Source organism: Paenibacillus ginsengarvi (assembly GCF_003626695.1).
GTDB lineage: Bacteria > Bacillota > Bacilli > Paenibacillales > NBRC-103111 > Paenibacillus_AB > Paenibacillus_AB ginsengarvi.
Window position 1 is genome coordinate 395,227 of the sequence record NZ_RBAH01000002.1, and the last position, 17,103, is coordinate 412,329.

Consider the following 17,103-nt stretch of genomic DNA (forward strand, 5'->3'; position numbering starts at 1 on the left):
GGCTAGAATCTAATTCCTGGAAAAGGGGCGGCAGCATGAAGCTCTTGTTGGCGGAGGATGACCTGCGGTTGGGCGAGCTCACCGTACATTTGTTGAAGAGGAAAACCGGCTGCGCCATCGACTGGGTGACGACCGGCAACGAGGCGTTCGACTACGCGAAAGCCTCCAGCTACGATGTGGTCGTACTCGATTGGATGATGCCGGAAGGAGACGGCCGCGAGACGTGCGCCCGGCTGCGCAAGTCCGGGTACGACGGGGCGATCCTCATGCTCACGGCTCGGGATGCGCTGCAGGACCGGGTAGAGGGACTGGATGCAGGCGCAGACGACTACTTGGTCAAGCCGTTCGAGATGGACGAGCTGCTGGCGCGATTGCGGGCGCTGATGCGGCGCACCTTTGTACCTTTGCAGGAGGAGGTCGTCCGGGTACAGGATCTCGAGCTGAGGCGGACGAGTCAGATCGTAGTCTGGGGGGAGCAAACGATCCAATTGTCTCCGCGCGAATATCAGATTCTGGACCTGCTGCTGCAGAACCGGGGTCGCACCTTGACCCGCGATGTGATCCTGGACAAGGTCTGGGGACTGGATGCGGACGTCAATCTGAAGACGATCGACGCTACGGTGAAATTGATCCGCAAGAAGCTGGAACCTACGAAATCCCGCGACCTGATCCAGAGCGTGAGAGGCGTGGGGTACAAAATCGATGCTTAACTGGCGCGCGATCCGCAAACGGCTGTCGGAAGCCGATCTATTCGACCGGACCCGCAGCAAGCTGACTTGGCAGTACAGCTGGGTTCTCGTGATGTTCCTCAGCCTATTCGTCCTCATCGTCTACACCCTGCTGTACTTGTTCATCTGGAGCGATCAATATCACCGCTTGAATACGCTTGCGAACAGCGAGATCGAGACGCTGCAGCGCTGGGCTGACCAGGACGGCGATCCCAATCGGCGGCCTCCGCGCGAGATCGAGGACGCGTTCTCGATCAGCTCCGACCAGTCGTTCTATTACTTAATCGCCGAGAACCGGAATCTCCAACTGGGGAACGAGATTCAGCCGGCGCTTCGCCCTCAGGTGATGGCGTACATCGACCAAGAGCGTTTTCGGGGGAAAGGGGTCGTAAAGATCGCGCTGCACACGGTAGTGAAGCCTTCGGCCGGCGAGGGGGGACCTGGCGAACAGGGCCGCTTCATCGTCACCGCTCGGGGACTAACCCATAAAGGGGAACGGGTAGGCATGTTGTATATAGGGAAGGAAGTAACGTTTCAGCACGATCTGTTCCGCTGGCTCCTGCTGCTCCTGCCTGGGCTGGCGCTGCTGTTCTTCCTGCTCGCTCTCTGGCTCAGCCACCGGATGGCCCGGCGGGCGATCGTTCCCATCGCACGGGCGTACGCAAGGCAGCGCGAATTCGTCGCCGACGCTTCCCACGAGCTGAGGACGCCGCTTAGCGTCCTGCTATCTTCCATCGAGGCGCTTCAACTGGAGGAGGCGCTGGAGCGCGAGCCCTTCGCCCGTCAAATGCTTCAAGGGATGAAGGAGGAGGTACACTCGATCACTAAGCTGGCGGCGGGACTGCTGCAGCTGGCCCGATCCGATTCCGGGGAGATCGTGCTGAACCGCTCGCGGTTCCAACTGAACGAAGCCGCCGCCGCAGTGATTCGGAAGCTCCAGCCGCTGGCGCAGGCCAAGGACATCGCCGTGCGCCTCCAGGCCGACGAGGTTATCCATGTCGAGTGGGATGCGGAGAAAATGAATCAATTGTTAGTGTTGTTAATAGATAACGCCATAAAATACACGCTGGAGCATGGCCGGGTGGATGTGAGGCTGGCGGAGCGCGAAGAAAAGGGGGCACGCTTGCTGATCCTCGAGGTGTTGGACAATGGGATCGGCATCGAACCGGAGGCGCTGCCTCGCATTTTCGACCGATTTTACCGGCAGGACAAAGCCAGGACGCGCCAGATCGGCGGCCACGGGCTCGGCCTCACCATCGCCAAAAGCATCGTCGAGGCAGGCCGGGGGACGATTCATGTGGAAAGCGAAGCGGGCGCAGGGACTACGTTCAGGGTGAGATTGCCTTTGTAGCTCGGCATGCCTCTCTTGCTCGACGAACGAACATTAGCAATCCATGAGAAACCGGGCATGCTGTTGGATGATAAAATGTAGACATAAAGGAGGCTTACATATGGGAAGTGTAATCCTGAAGACGAATGTGCAAGAAAACCAGGGAGGAGAGATAGTCGCATGGCAAAGATCGTTTTCGCATTGAACCAGTCTCTGGACGGATTCGTAGACCACGACCACCCGGCCTTTCAGCCCGACCCCGTGTTATTCCGTCATTTCATCGACGACGTGCGCGGCCTGGCGGGCTGCCTTTACGGGCGCCGCATGTACGAGACCATGCGATATTGGGACGAAAACCAAAATGTATGGGATGCGCCGGAACGAGAATACGCAGCGGCATGGCAAAGCAAACCGAAGTGGGTGGTGTCGAGGACGTTAAAGTCCGTCGGTCCGAACGCCTCTCTGATCGAGGGCGACCTCGCGGCGGCCATACGCGGGCTGAAGGCTAAGTATGAAGGGGAGATTGAAGTTGCCGGGCCGGAGTTGGCGCACAGTCTAACGGAGCTCGGTCTCGTAGATGAGTATCGACTCTATTTCCATCCAGTCGTGCTAGGTCACGGCAAGCCGTTCTTCGCCGGGCCCCGGCCGCCGCTGCGCCTCGTAGCAAACGATCGAATTGGCGAGCAGGTAATCAGGTTGACCTACGTTCCAGTTTGATTGTGCGGTCGACCCAGTAGCATAAGGAGTAAGTTAGTTTAACAACAGCGTTTGTGAAGGCCGCCGATTGGCGGCCTTCTTTTTTGCGTTTACGGCAATGCAATAGGTGCATGGTTAACCGACTGGGGGCAACAAGATGAATTGTTTCCTATGGAGACTGTAGAATTGCGATGTGTTGACATTCAACTCAACATTGCATATATTTGGAAATGAACGGATTGAAGTTGTTGAGCGAGTTTGGAGAATGATTGAGGTCATTTTGAGTTGATTATCAACACAATATTTTAAATCCATTTTTAATAATCGTTGAGTTATTTGATATATCGAACAATGAATCATTCTTACAGATATTTAATTTTGAGATGAAGTTGAAAATCAGCGCAAAGTCGGAACTAAGAATGGTACTCAAAACCTTGGTCGTTTTAGATTGATAAAGGGGAGGAGCATTGATGAATAAAAAATCAGATAAACGAGATCGGTTCGAATTTATAATGCAACAGGTTGGAATCCCACAAGATGTAAGGGAGACTTTTTTTCTTGACGGTTATATTGAGTTGGTCGTATGTTCAAGCAAAAATCGTACATGGACGATTTATTTGTATAAGGAAACGCTCATACCATCTGACATCTACTGTTCATTCTGTGCCATGGTAATGAAGAAATATGCTCATATTGCTGATATTCGGTTCGTGGTGCATTACGGCCCTGATATAAACGATATCACTCTTACAAAGGAATATTGGCCCTTATGTGCGGAATGGGTTGAGCAACAGTCGTCTTCAGTCAATGGTTGGCTAAGATGCGCTAAGATAGATCTAAGCGATAAAAATCTAGCGATAAAGCTCACGGACAAAGTTACGCTTCGTTTAGCGCAAAAACGTGGTTTTGACAGACTAGTACGAATGTTCTTCGAAAGTTATTTTGGTCGGACGTATAACGTAAAACTGGACGTATTGGAATCGACAAGTGATGAGTTGGAAAAGTTCGCACGGAAAGTCGTTGAGGAAGATCAGCAAGTGGCGTTCGATGTTTGGGCCGCCACTAAGAAGAGAGTAGCGGAAGAAAAACCAGACCCAGACAAATTAGTGTATGGCTACGATATTCAAGATCCGGCTGTGCCGATCCAGCAGATCCAGGAAGAAGAACGACGGGTAACCATACAGGGTGTCTTATTTGGTTTGGAGAAGAAGGCGTTAAAATCCGGCAGCACTTTATATAGCTTTTCGTTAACGGATTATTCCGACTCTCTGTCTGCAAAGGTCTTTGCCAAGACTAAGGAAGACGAAAAGATTCTCGACTTATTGACAGACGGTAAATGGGTAAAATTGAGAGGGAAGGTAGATTACGACCGTTTTATGAACCCCCCGGAACTGTGTCTATTTGTGACGGATGCAGCTGAAATTCTCGGACCATCGGAACCGGCGGATGAAGCTGAGGAGAAACGGGTAGAATTCCATCTTCATACTGCCATGAGTGCTATGGATGGGGTCACACATGTAGAAGACTACATCAAGCAGGCGGCGAAATGGGGACACAAAGCCATAGCCATTACTGATCATGGAGTGGTCCAATCGTTCCCTGAAGCTGCTAAAGCTGCTAAAGCCGCAGGAATCAAGCTTATCTATGGTTTGGAGGCCAATGTCGTTAACGATTGCGTACCTGTGGTTCATACAGAACAGGATCTGCCCCTCGCCGACGCAATGTATGTGATATTCGACATTGAGACCACTGGTCTTTCGGTTGTCACCAACAAAATAATCGAAATCGCCGGAGTTAAAATGAAGGATGGTAAAATTGTAGAAAAATTCGCTTCCTTCGTAAATCCGCATGAGAAAATTCCATATAACATCCAACAACTGACCAATATTACCGACGAGATGGTAATCGATGCGCCTGAATTAGAAGAAGTGCTTCTCAAGTTTACCGCTTTTGTAGAAGGTACTGTCCTGGTAGCCCACAACGCTAGATTCGACATGGGTTTTATGCAGGCCAATTTAAAGAAACTAGGGATGGCAGAACTGACAAACCCGGTGCTGGATACCCTCGAATTGGCTAGACAGCTGTTCCCCGCACTGAAAAACCACCGACTAAACACGTTAACGAATAAATATAAGGTCGGTTTAGTTAACCATCACCGGGCCGTAAACGATGCGGAAGCCCTTGGTCATGTACTAGTTGGATTACTCAAGGATGCCGCAGGTAGTGGACTTACAAATCTTCGGGATCTTAATAAAAATGTGGGTAAGGACTTGACCAACATCAAGCCGTTTCATTGCTGCCTCTATGCCAAAAATCCGGCCGGCAAGAAAAATCTCTTCAAGCTGCTCTCTTTATCCTATACGGAACAGTTTAACAAGATCCCTTGCATCCCTAAAAGCCGACTTGCCGAACTGCGTAATGGTCTCATCATCAGTTCCGGATGCGAGAAGGGGGAATTTTTCGAGGCAGTTCTGTTTAAAACAGAGGAGGAAGCAGAGCGGATTGCTGAGTTTTACGATGTGCTGGAGATTCAGCCCATTGAAATCAATTTACACTTGGTAGAGAAAGGATTAGTTGGGTCGCGGATGGAATTGGAGCAGGCCAATCGCTCTGTTGTGGAAATTGGTCGCAGGCTGGGAAAACCAGTCATTGCTACTGGCAATGTGCACTATTTGCACCCGCGGAATAGAATTCAACGGGACATTATTATCCACGGCATAACTGGGTTCAGCCCATTGAAAGATCAGAGAAAGCCGGACTGCCATTTCCGTACCACCCAAGAGATGCTAAGACAGTTTGCCTTCCTCGGGACAAACACAGCTTATGAGGTTGTAGTTAAGAACACAAACACACTCGCTGATGAGATTGAGACAGTTGACCTCTTTCCCAAGAAACCGTTTTTTCCCATTTTGGACAATGCAGATAACGAAATCCGGGAGAAATGTTATAACAAAGCAAACCATCTTTATGGCGATCCGTTACCAGAGATTATAATCAATCGACTTGAACGGGAACTAGTGCCAATTAGCAAAGCCGGGTTTTCCACACTGTATTTGATAGCGGAACGTCTGGTTAAGAAATCGAACGAGGACGGGTATCTTGTGGGATCCAGGGGCTCTGTCGGCTCGTCCATCGTAGCCATGATGCTAGGCATATCCGAGGTTAACCCGTTGGCCCCACATTATTTATGTTCCAATTGCAAAACGAGCGAATGGTTCACCGACGGCAGTATCTCTAGTGGATTCGACTTGTCGGACAAACCATGTCCTAACTGCGGTGCAACTATGCTTGGTGATGGCCAAGATATCCCCTTCGAGACCTTTCTCGGCTTCAAGGGTGATAAGGTACCGGATATTGACTTGAACTTTTCTGGCGAATACCAATCCGTCGCCCATAATTATACGAAAGTTCTGTTTGGTGACAAAAATGTGGTAAGGGCAGGTACAATAGGAACCGTTGCTGAGAAAACAGCCTATGGTTATGTGAAAAAGTATGAAGAGGACCACGGAAAGAAATGGCGTACGGCTGAGGTCCTCCGATTAGCATCTGGTTGTACGGGGGTGAAAAGAAATACCGGTCAACACCCGGGAGGCATCGTGGTTGTTCCGGATTACATTGAAGCCGAAGAAATAACACCGTTACAATACCCAGCTGACGATGTGAAATCCGAGTGGAAGACGACGCACTTTGACTATCATGCTTTCGAAGAAAATCTACTTAAACTGGATATTCTCGGTCATAGTGACCCCACCATGATGCGTCTGCTGCAAGAACTAACCGGTGTGGATCCGTTAAATATCCCCATGAATGATCCGAAGGTGCTCAGTTTGTTTTCTTCACCAGATGCATTGGGAGTAACAGCCGTGCAGATCCGTTCAGATGTGGGGGCCTATGGACTTCCGGACTTTGGTTCCAAATTCACGCGTCAGATGCTATCGGAGACAAGACCAAAGGTTTTTTCAGACCTGTTACAGATTTCGGGTTTATCACACGGAACTGGAGTATGGCTGGGAAATGCGCACAAGTTAATTTTGAATGGAACCTGTACCATCAAAACAGTGATTGGGTGCCGGGATAACATTATGCTTTACCTGATTTATAAAGGGATGGACGCTGGGTTAGCCTTTACAATCACAGAAAGCGTTCGGAAAGGTAAAGGTCTAACCGACGAATGGATGGAAGAAATGCGAAAGATTAATACACCGGAATGGTACATTGATTCTTGTTTGAAGATTGAATATATGTTTCCGCGTGCACATGCTGCAGCATATTGCATCTCAGCTGTACGTACCGCATTTTATAAACTGTATTATCCTATTGAATATTATGCGGCATTGTTCACAGTAGATGGTATCGAGCACGTGGATGTAGAATTGTTTCGAAAGGGCTATGATGCTATCCTCAAGCGAATTGTAGAGATTGAAGAGAAAGGGTTCGAAGCTACTACCAGGGAGAAAAATAGTATTTCGGTATTGGAAAACGCCCTTGAGATGACGGCACGCGGATATATTTTTCAAAATATCGATTTGTACCGATCCCATTATAATAAGTTTATTGTATATGACAAATCACTTATTCCACCATTCTCGGCGCTGCAAGGAGTAGGTGAAAACGCCGCAAAAGCTATTAAGGCAGCATGCGAGAATGGCCCGTTTCTTTCTATTGAGGATTTTCATTCAGGAACAAGAACTTCCAGAACTATAGTGCAAATCTTAAAAGAGATGGGCTGTTTTCATGGTTTACCAGAATCAAACCAATTGATTTTATTTTAAAAATATTTAAATGAAAATGTTGACAAATTCCTGTCACAGAATCTAAACCTTATTGATTAAAATTCGTGAAGCCTATGATTTCTTTTCCCTGAGTCCAGTTCCATTGCCGGAACCTCTGAGTCTTCGGCTTCGCTGCCGACGCCCTTGCCCTCTGCTAACAGTTCCTACTGCCAAGCCTGTAGTGGACTTGCACCACCTAGTTATCGCCCATACCGGGCTCACATAAAAAAGAAGGCATTCAGCCTTCGAATGCCTTCTTTGCTTTGCGTTTAACCGCAAATTTCTTGATCTCCCCAAACCCTACGAATTTCTTGCTTTGTTCATTCCAAATCCGGAAACGAAGCGATTCCAGACTCGTTCGCAAAGTAATCGTCTTAACATCGCGCAGTCGAGGATTGCTGTTATGCACCGATTCGAGATAGTAGTTAGGCACTCTTGGACTCAAATGGTGAATATGGTGAAAGCCGATATTGCCAGTGATCCAGTGCAAAATTCTCGGCAGCTTGTAGTAGGAGCTTCCATGCAGCGCCGCTTTCACGTAGTCCCATTCCTTTTCTTCTGCGAAATAAGATTCCTCGAACTGGTGCTGCACATAAAATAGCCAAATGCCCGCCACGCCCGAAACGAAAAAGATCGGGCCTTGGATGAGGAGAAACTCCTGCCAGCCAATCATCCAGCAAAGCAATGCGCTTCCGCCAAAGATGCCCACGTTAGTAATATACGTATTGATACGTTCTTTAAACCCGGCGCGCGGCCGGTTAAACCGATAATCGATCAAAAAAATGTAGATCGGGCCGATCGTAAACATAAGGAACGGATTGCGGTAAAGCCGGTAAACGAGCCGTCGCAGCGTAGACGACGACACATATTCGTCCATCGTTAGCGTCCATATATCTCCTGTCCCTCTTTTATCCAGATTGCCGCTGGTCGCATGATGAACAGCGTGACTGTGGCGCCATTGGTAGAACGGACAAAAAGTCAGTATGCCGGTTATCGTCCCGACAATCTCATTGGCCAGCTTATTTTTGAAAAAAGATTTGTGGCAGCAATCATGAAAAATAATAAATATCCGTACGAGAAATAATCCTGCAACGATGGTTAGCGGCAACGAAAGCCAATAGGAAATCGATAAACTCGCATAGGCAAAGTACCAAAGCAATAAAAAAGGGATAACCGTATTCGTAATCTGCCACATACTATGCCTCAGATGTGGTCTTTCGTAAGGTGCGATGTCTTTCCGCCAACCGCTTGTCTGCTCATGGGGCATTTCTTAGAACTTCCTCTCCGGATCATCTCGCAATCTAATTTTCACATCCATGGTAATACGTTTAAAAATGAAAAAGGTTCCTGCTACTTCGGAAAATGTTGCGAAAATAGGCTCTCCAAATAATGGATCTCCCGTTCTGAACAAAACAGCATCCTCGGAAGCTCGAGTGATTGTTCCAGCCCGGGGATCGTCCCGCTTTCCCCGACATACCCCGGAGGTGGACGAGATGGCTACGAAAGACTTCCGCACCGTCAACCTGTCATGAAAGTCCATGATGATGTCATATCGGTCATATGGCGGCCGCTTACCCGCTCTTCTACAATTATGTTATCCGGCGACATATGCCAAATTTGCGGCACACTGATATAGTAAGGGCATACGGCAAAGGGAGATGATCGGCATATGGATGCTTTCGTTCGACGCATGACAGAGATTCGGAGAGCTTCGGCACTCGTGACCCTGCTAGGAACATGTCTGGTAGCGGGATGCCGCGCGGAGGGGGATGCTGGATTGGCGGGAGGGAAGGCGACGGGACCTGGAAATGAGGGGCGCCCGATGGTACGCATCGTCACCAACGGCCTGAACGCCATATATCCCGAAGGAATGGATATCAACAGCAATCCGTATATCGAGAGCATCCGCAAGCACACGAACCTCGACATTCGGTTCACGATTCCGCCGAGCGAAGGGTTCGATACGAAGCTTAACGTCATTATGGCATCCGACGACATTCCCGATCTGATCAGCACCAGCAACACGAACTGGTTCGTCCATTATGTGAACCGGCAAGCGCTCATGCCGCTGGACGAGTTGATCGACCGGCACGCTCCCGGTCTACGCAAACGTTTCCCGCAAGAGGCGTGGGACCAAGTAACGGTGGACGGGCGCATCTACGCGATACCGAGCCTGAACGAAGCACCCGGCGGATATTTGATGTACGCGCGCAAAGATTGGCTGGACCGTCTCGGTCTACAGCCCCCTACGACGCTTGACGAATACTATGCGGTCATGAAGGCGTTCGCGGAACAAGATCCGGACGGCAATGGAAAAGACGACACGGCCGGCATATCGATCCGCGAAAATATGGGAGGAGCGTCGCCACTGTTCGGCGCATTCGGAACGCAAGTGTCGATCTTGGCGTGGCACGAACGGGACGGCCGGCTTGTAAACGGAACCGTGCTGCCGGAGACGAAGGAAGCTCTCGCTTTCATGGCCAAGCTATACAAGGAGAAGCTGCTGGACCAGCAGTTCATGCTGAATAAGACGGCCGTATTCAACGAGAAAATCGCCAATGGCAAAATCGGGCTGTACGCCGCATCATGGTCCGATACGCGCGGACCGATCTTGGATAACCGTCTGAACGATCCGAAGGCGGAATGGATTCCGCTCGATTACCCTGTCGGCAAGGACGGCCGCAAAGGCACGAGCGCTTCCCAGCCGGTGCGCTATTACAGCGTCGTTCCGGCAGCCGCCGTCAATGCGGCAGGCGCGATGAAGCTGCTCGATTTTTTGTCCGGAGAAGGATACCGCGACATCAAGCTGGGCTTCGAGAATGAAATATGGACCAGAACCGACGGTAAAATGGTCATCAATTTCGCGGAGCACAACAAACATTTTTACCGCGGCGTCTATTCCAATTTGGCGGACATCGCAGAACCCGGGGTTACGAAGGATAGGCTGGACGGGCTCGGCATGCCGTTCCGTTTGAACGAGAATCTAAGCCGGATCGGCCAAAACTTGATCAAAAGCGCTTTTACCGGAACGACGGTGCCGGCTATGGGCCTATACGGGGCGAATCTGGAGAAAGACATGCAGGAAACATTCACCAAAATTGTCGCGGGGGCACTACCCTTGTCCGAGTTCGATGCGTTTGTCGAACGATGGTATAAAGCGGGCGGCGAACAAATGACCGCCGAAGTGAATGCTTGGTACGAGAGCAAGAACCGGGAAAAATGACGTAGGCAAGCCGCAAGAAACGCGAATAAGCGGTCTTGCGACGATAGTTAGAAATCGATTTCCGAAATGAAAGGGGTGATGCTGAAGCACGAATCGAGCCCTTGCGCGCCTGATGACCGGGCGAGATCGTAAGTATGGGCGCGGTAACGACTGCAGGACTGAATCGGAACGCACAACGAAAAATCGGAAAGGGGCATTCAACATGCAACGGAGAACATGGACGACCGGTTTGCTCGTACTGTCGATCGCTTTCGTAAGCGCTTGCAGTGGAGCGAAGACAGGGGGGGATAACGAGAAAGGAACGGCGGTGCAGCCGAAGCAGGCCGAAACGCCGGCAAATCCGTATTCGAAGCTCGATCAGCCGATCGAACTGACGTATTACTTAAATGCAGGGGGCTACTCTCAGGAATCTTTCATGAAAGGGGTCGGCAAGTCGCTCAAGGAAAAATTCCCGAACGTCACGTTCAAAGTGTATTGGCGCGACAAAGGGACGATGCTGGCCGATCTGATCGCGTCCGGCACAAGCATCGATATAATCAGCGCCTCCTCGGGAACGATAGCGGACATCGTTGAGCTCGGACTCGGCCAAGATATTACCGATCTGATCCAACAAAACAAGTTCGATTTAAACAAGCTCGAGCCTACGGCCGTTGATGGGATGCGCAAGCTTTCCGGCGGCAAGCTGTATGGGCTGCCGGTGCAAGTTTCGACGACGGCGCTATTTTACAACAAAGACTTATTCGACAAGTTCGGTGTCGCCTACCCGAAAGACAACATGGCCTGGGATGAAATATATGAGCTGGCCAAGAAGATGACGCGGACGGACGGCAGTGCGAAATACAAAGGCTTCGGCGTCTCGTTCAGCCATCTCGCGCTCATGAACCAATATTCGCAGGAATTGGTCGACCCGAAGACGGAGAAAGCGGTTCTGAACAGCGACAACTGGAAAAAAATATTCAACAACATGGTCCGGTTTTACCAAATCCCGGGCAACGAAACGACGATCGACGAATTAAACAGCCCATCCACCGCGTTTAACAAAAACAAAAACGTGGCGATGATGGCGATGATCGGCGGCTCGTCGTTCCCGCCGGAGACAACAAACTGGGATGTCGTGTCGCTGCCGCTGCTGCCCGAAGTGAAGGGAGTCGGCTCCGCTCCTTATTCGACCTATTATGCCGTGCCGAACAACAGCAAAAACCGGGAAGCGGCGTTCCAAGTCATCGCTTGGCTGACGTCGGAGGAGTACCAGAAGACGCTGATCGACCAAGGCTTTATTCCGGTATTGAAAGATAAGCAATACAAAGACCAGATGGGGAAGAACATTCCGGCTCTCGCGGGCAAAAACGTCAAAGGGGTCGTACCCGATCAATACGCCTCGCCGATCACGCTGAGCCCGTATATGAATATGGCGACCGCTCCATTGTACGCGGCGTTCAATTCGGTCGCGCTCGGAGAAAAAGATGTCAGTACCGCTCTACGGGAAGCCGATGAAAAAGCCAATATCGACATAGCGGCAAAGAAAGCTTCCATCAAGTAACAGCTCCGTAACGGCGCTTCATGAGCAAAACGGCTGTCCGCCACGCTGCGATCTCCTTTACAATGAAAGAAAGGATTGCCGGCGCGCTGCCGCGAAGGACGGCAGCCGGCAAACGCGGAAGGAGTAGCCGGCGTGAAGAGATGGGGACAATGGTTGTACGATAAATTTTCGCGGCATATTCAAGTCAGGCTGACTTGTTACTTTTTGCTCATTTTGCTGCCGCTTGTCGCGGTCAGCTTGTATGCCAACATGCGGTCGCAGACGATCTTGGAGGAGCAGATTGCGCTTCGGACGAAGGGGGCCCTCGATTCGGCGATCGGCTATATCGATCTTGCGCTGCGGAACGTGGAGGAGCTCGCGGAGCTCGTCTCGACCGATCCTCAGACGGTATCAACGATCGAGAGGGCGGGGGAGCGGCCTTCGGCCGGAACGCTGCTCGAATTTGCGCAGCTGCTGAAGACGATGACCAATTTCTCGACAGTCAATCCGCTGTTGACCAACTTGTCGATGCTGTTGTCTCCGTCGAGGACGCTGCTGTCCACCAATTACGGCGGCAAACGGTTCGAGGATGCCGAACGATATGACCGGATCGCCGGATGGCTCGGCCAATCGGGCAACAAGCTGACTGTCGCGGCTGTGCCGGGCGATGCGTTTCCGACGGGAGAACGCGACGAATGGAACGGCATGTTCGATCCGTCGTACATTTCGATGGTGCGTTCGATGGACATGGTGCCCCGGCGGAGCATGCCGAATCTGCTCGTCGTTACGATCAAGAAGCAGACGCTGCTCGAGCTGATAGTGCCGCTCGTATCGAGCCGGGATGCGCAGATTTATTTGTACGCCGCAGGCGGCTCGCTCGTTACGCAAACCGGCGCTGCGGGGATACCGGAATGGGACGATGAAGCCAAGGACGCCATTATTAGGCCGTCCGCCGATACGGGCGAGCCGCTGCTCATGATCCGGGCGAAGTCGAAAGCTACCGGCTGGTCCATCGTTATGACGCAGCCGGTATCGGAGCTGAACCGTCCGGCTACGCCCGTACGGTGGAGCACGTACATGATTATCGCGATCAGCGTCATACTCGCGCTGTGGATTTCGTGGGTCGTCTACCGCAGCATATCTTCCCCGCTGGAGAAGCTTGCTTACGGCATGAGACAGCTCGGGATGGGCAATTTGCAAATACGTCTTGCGAGCAAAAGGCGCGACGAGCTCGGCTATTTGATCGCGTCGTTCAACCGGACGGTGGAAGACCAGCGCCGGTTGATTCAAGGCCATTACGAGCAGCAGCTGCTGCTGTCCAAAACCGAGCTGAAGTTTTTGCAATCGCAGATCAATCCGCATTTTCTATACAATACGCTCGATTCGATCTATTGGTCGGCCAAAGAGCATCATGCCGAAGAAATAAGCGAGATGGTGCTTCATTTGTCGAAGTTTTTCCGTTTGAGCCTGAACAAAGGGCAGGAGACGTTTACACTCGAGGAAACGGTTCATCATCTCCATTACTATATCCGGGTGCAGCAAATCCGCTTCTCCGAGCAGTTTTTCGTCGAATATGACATCTCGGACGACAGCCGGGACTTGCACCTGCTCAAGCTGCTGCTTCAGCCATTGGTGGAAAATGCGATTTTGCACGGCTTCGCCGATTTGGATCATACCGGCATGCTTCGCGTCGCGAGCATGGTCAGGGACGGCATGCTCGTCATCGCGGTGGAGGATACCGGCTGCGGCATACCGGCCGATCGTCTTGGGACGATCCGGGAGCGGCTCGCCCGCCATGCGTGTACGGAGCGGGTGATGTCATTTGCCGAATCGGACAACGGACCGGGACGGGACGATTTTTTCGGCTTGCGCAACGTAGTCGCCCGAATGAAGCTGTATTATGGGGAAAGCTCGGAAATGCTGCTCGATAGCGTGGAACATGCAGGGACGAAAGTGACGCTACGCATTCCGCTCGATCGCGTCCGGGACGAAGGCGAAGAGGCGGATGATTTTACATCGGAGGTACAGTCATGAAGCTGCTCATTGTGGAGGACGAGAAGAAGCTGCGGATCAGCTTGGCGAACAATATTCCGTGGGAGAAGCACGGCATCGAGGTCGTAGGTTTGGCGGCGAACGGACGCGAAGCGCTGCAATGGATCGAATCGCGCAGACCGCAGCTCGTGCTGCTGGACATCCAGATGCCGAAGATGAACGGCTTGGAGCTGGCCGAAGCGGCGCGCCGGATCGATCCGGACATTCGCTGCATCGTCTTGAGCGGACACGACAATTTCGGCTACGCCCGGCAGGCGATGGAGCTCGGCATCAGTCGGTATTTGCTGAAGCCGGCCGGAGATACGGACATATTGAACGCCGTGCTCGAAGCCGCGGATCGCGTTCGCAGCGAGCTTTCGCGGCGTCATAATATGGCCGAGCTGCACGGCCGTTGGAAGCAGCACTTGCCTCATTTGCAGGAGCTGTTTATGCAGCAATGGATCTCCGGAACGTTCGGCGATGACGAGCTCGCCCGGCGAGGGCAGGAGCTGCAAATCGGTTGGCCGGAGTCGGATGCATTTGCCGTGGCGGTCATCGATATCGACGCAGCCGGCGGGACCGGGACGGCGTCTTGCCCGGGCGTGGACGACTATCCGCTGCTGCAGTTTTCGCTGACGGATATAGCGAAGGAATCGCTCGGCAGCTTGGTTTGGCGCGTTTTCAGGGACGGGTCGGGAGCGACTGTTGCGGTATTCGCGGCGCCGGAAGGCGTCCATCCGAATCAACTGCTGCTGCACATTCATACGGCGGCGGTCAAGCTGACCGATACCGCAAAGGAATGCCTGAAGACGACTGCAAGCGCCGGCATAAGCGGCACGGCTCATGGTCTGGGGCAGTTGGCCTTGCTGTACCGCCAAGCCCGCAAGTCGCTCGAAGAACGGATCGTGCACGGCACTGACATCGTCATTCCTTACCGGGACACTGGAGCGGCGGAACGGGGGATGCTCCCTCCGGTTTCGCTTGAGAAGAAGTTTGAGTCGAGTGTGGAGACGGGACATGCGGATAAAGCCGCGGAACTGGTAAAGGAGCTGCTCGAGCTCGGCGCAACTGCGACCGCTTCGGCGGAAGACGTCCAGGAGCGGCTGATCGCGCTCGGCGGAACCGTCGCCAGACTGATCCACCAGCAAGGGTGGACAATCCGCGAAGTGGCGGAAGACGACTTCGATATATACGCCCATCTGAGCAGGCTGAAGACGAGGGAGCAAGCTCTCGACTGGCTGCTGCGGCTCGTGAACCGGTATTGCGCTTATTTGCAGAAGGAGCGGAGCGGCACAGTCCACGAGACGGTCCGGCAAATGCTTGCGATCGTCGACGAGCAAATCGGCAAAGACATATCGCTACACGACGTCGCGGAGCGGCTGTTCGTCAACTCCTCCTATTTGAGCCGCCTGTTCAAGCAGGAGGTCGGAAAGCCTTTCTCCAATTACCTCATCGATAAAAAGATGGAGCGCGCCAAGAGGTTGCTTCAGGAAGGCTGCAAAGTGTACGATACCGCCGAACGAGTCGGCTATAAGGACGTCGGCTATTTCTCGCGATTATTTCACAAATATTGGGGCGTCACGCCCGGCGAGGTCAAAGACAGCTCCAGATAAGCCGCAATCCGGGAAAGGAACTGCTTGACGATTTTTGCAAACGGCTCATCCGTCAAGGCATCGAGCTGAATGGCCGTTTTATGCCGGCATAAAACCATCTATTAGATACCGATTTCTGTTTATTCGCCCGATTCCGCGTCAAGGAGGTCTAATATGGCTTATACATCTTACGACGACCACGAACGGCCAAGCAAACTGAAAGACGGCCGGGAAGCCCAATATTCCCCGTACTGCGATCTCGTCTATTATGAATCTTCCCGCGAAGCCGGGCTGATGCTGGCTGCCCGAATCGTAAAGCCGGCGCAGCCGTCCTACATCGTCGTCGGGACGCACGGCTGGCATGCCAGTTTGTCACGATACCGGCCGATGGAGGAGCCGGACCCGAACAACCGCTATTTGCGCATCGAGGTAGATATGAGGGGAAGGGCGTTCTCCGACGGAGCGGCGGACTGCAACGGCTGGGAGTTGCTGGACGTGATCGATGCCGTGGAATATGCCAGGGAGCAGTACAAAGAATTCATCGTCGATCCGGATGTCGTCTACTTCGAGAGCGGCAGCGGCGGCGGGGGCAACGGCATGGCGATCGTGGGCAAATTCCCCGACTATTTCGCCGCGGCGACGGCGTTCTGCGGCATTTCCGATTACGGATTGTGGTACGACAACGATTCGGTCGGCGAATTTCGCGACGACATGGACGTTTGGATGGGCTGCACGCCGCAGAGCAATGCGGAGGCTTACCGCGCGAGAAGCGGCCTTCATTTGATCGGCAATTTGCATACGCCTATCTATTTGGCGCATGGCGACCGGGACGTGCGCGTTCCGGCCGAGCATTCCCGCCTGTTCGCGGCGAAGGCGAAGGAAGCGGGGAAAGGCCGTCTGGTCCGGTACGACGAGCTTCCGGGAGTAGGGGCGGCCAACCATTGGGATCAGGCGTCCGACGAGCAGCTCGCTTACATTTTCGGACAAAGCGAAGCCAACCGTAGCCTGCATAGGGAACCGGTCCGGCTTGCGCCAAAAGGGCGGCTGGTTGTCGGCGGGTATGTGATCACGAAGCATTTCGAGGTCGTACTCGATTCACCCGACCGTACGGCGACCGTCGATTACGACCTGCATGTCGGTACGTTTGCCGTAACGTGCGACAGTCCGGGCGGATATACGATCCGGAGATTCGGTTGAGCTGCCGCGGAGAGA

At 52.5% G+C, this 17,103-nt stretch carries 10 protein-coding genes; 9 read left to right on the top strand and 1 reads right to left on the bottom strand.

The annotated features are described in order from the left end of the window. Nucleotides 1-35: 35 nt before the first annotated feature. The 4 genes from D7M11_RS04850 (at nucleotide 36) to D7M11_RS04865 (ending at nucleotide 7,526) form a co-directional block, all read left to right on the top strand. On the top strand, nucleotides 36-710 hold the full coding sequence (locus tag D7M11_RS04850) for a response regulator transcription factor (protein WP_120746036.1): 675 nt from the start codon (nucleotides 36-38) through the stop codon (nucleotides 708-710). Further along, a complete protein-coding gene (locus D7M11_RS04855; RefSeq protein ID WP_120746037.1) occupies nucleotides 703-2,079 on the top strand; it encodes a sensor histidine kinase in 1,377 nt (458 codons plus the stop codon). The genes D7M11_RS04850 and D7M11_RS04855 overlap by 8 nt, the downstream gene beginning before the upstream one ends. Nucleotides 2,080-2,238: 159 nt before the next feature. Beyond that, nucleotides 2,239-2,775, top strand: a complete 537-nt coding sequence (locus tag D7M11_RS04860) for a dihydrofolate reductase family protein (protein ID WP_120746038.1) — start codon at nucleotides 2,239-2,241, stop codon at nucleotides 2,773-2,775. Between the two features lie 449 nt (nucleotides 2,776-3,224). Further along, the gene (locus tag D7M11_RS04865; RefSeq protein WP_193556110.1) at nucleotides 3,225-7,526 is read left to right on the top strand and encodes a PolC-type DNA polymerase III; all 4,302 of its coding nucleotides are present in this window, start codon (nucleotides 3,225-3,227) and stop codon (nucleotides 7,524-7,526) included. Between the two features lie 238 nt (nucleotides 7,527-7,764). On the opposite strand, the gene desA is transcribed toward D7M11_RS04865, so the two are convergent. After that, nucleotides 7,765-8,793, bottom strand: coding sequence for a Delta(5) desaturase DesA (gene desA, locus D7M11_RS04870; RefSeq protein ID WP_120746040.1), 1,029 nt, complete (start codon nucleotides 8,791-8,793; stop codon nucleotides 7,765-7,767). A gap of 510 nt (nucleotides 8,794-9,303) precedes the next feature. On the opposite strand from desA, the gene D7M11_RS04875 reads away from it, so the two are divergent. From D7M11_RS04875 to D7M11_RS04895, 5 genes are all read left to right on the top strand, one after another. Continuing rightward, nucleotides 9,304-10,749, top strand: coding sequence for an extracellular solute-binding protein (locus D7M11_RS04875; RefSeq protein ID WP_158606438.1), 1,446 nt, complete (start codon nucleotides 9,304-9,306; stop codon nucleotides 10,747-10,749). A 202-nt stretch (nucleotides 10,750-10,951) separates the two neighbouring features. Continuing rightward, a complete protein-coding gene (locus D7M11_RS04880) occupies nucleotides 10,952-12,289 on the top strand; it encodes an ABC transporter substrate-binding protein (protein ID WP_158606439.1) in 1,338 nt (445 codons plus the stop codon). 132 nt (nucleotides 12,290-12,421) lie between these two features. Further along, on the top strand, nucleotides 12,422-14,302 hold the full coding sequence (locus tag D7M11_RS04885) for a histidine kinase (protein WP_147433398.1): 1,881 nt from the start codon (nucleotides 12,422-12,424) through the stop codon (nucleotides 14,300-14,302). After that, nucleotides 14,299-15,912: a response regulator gene (locus tag D7M11_RS04890; RefSeq protein ID WP_120746044.1), complete on the top strand. Its 1,614-nt coding sequence runs from the start codon at nucleotides 14,299-14,301 to the stop codon at nucleotides 15,910-15,912. Before D7M11_RS04885 ends, D7M11_RS04890 begins: the two co-directional genes overlap by 4 nt. 153 nt (nucleotides 15,913-16,065) lie before the next feature. After that, entirely contained in the window at nucleotides 16,066-17,088 is a 1,023-nt protein-coding gene (locus D7M11_RS04895; RefSeq protein ID WP_120746045.1) for an alpha/beta hydrolase family protein, read from the top strand. Nucleotides 17,089-17,103: the final 15 nt, after the last annotated feature.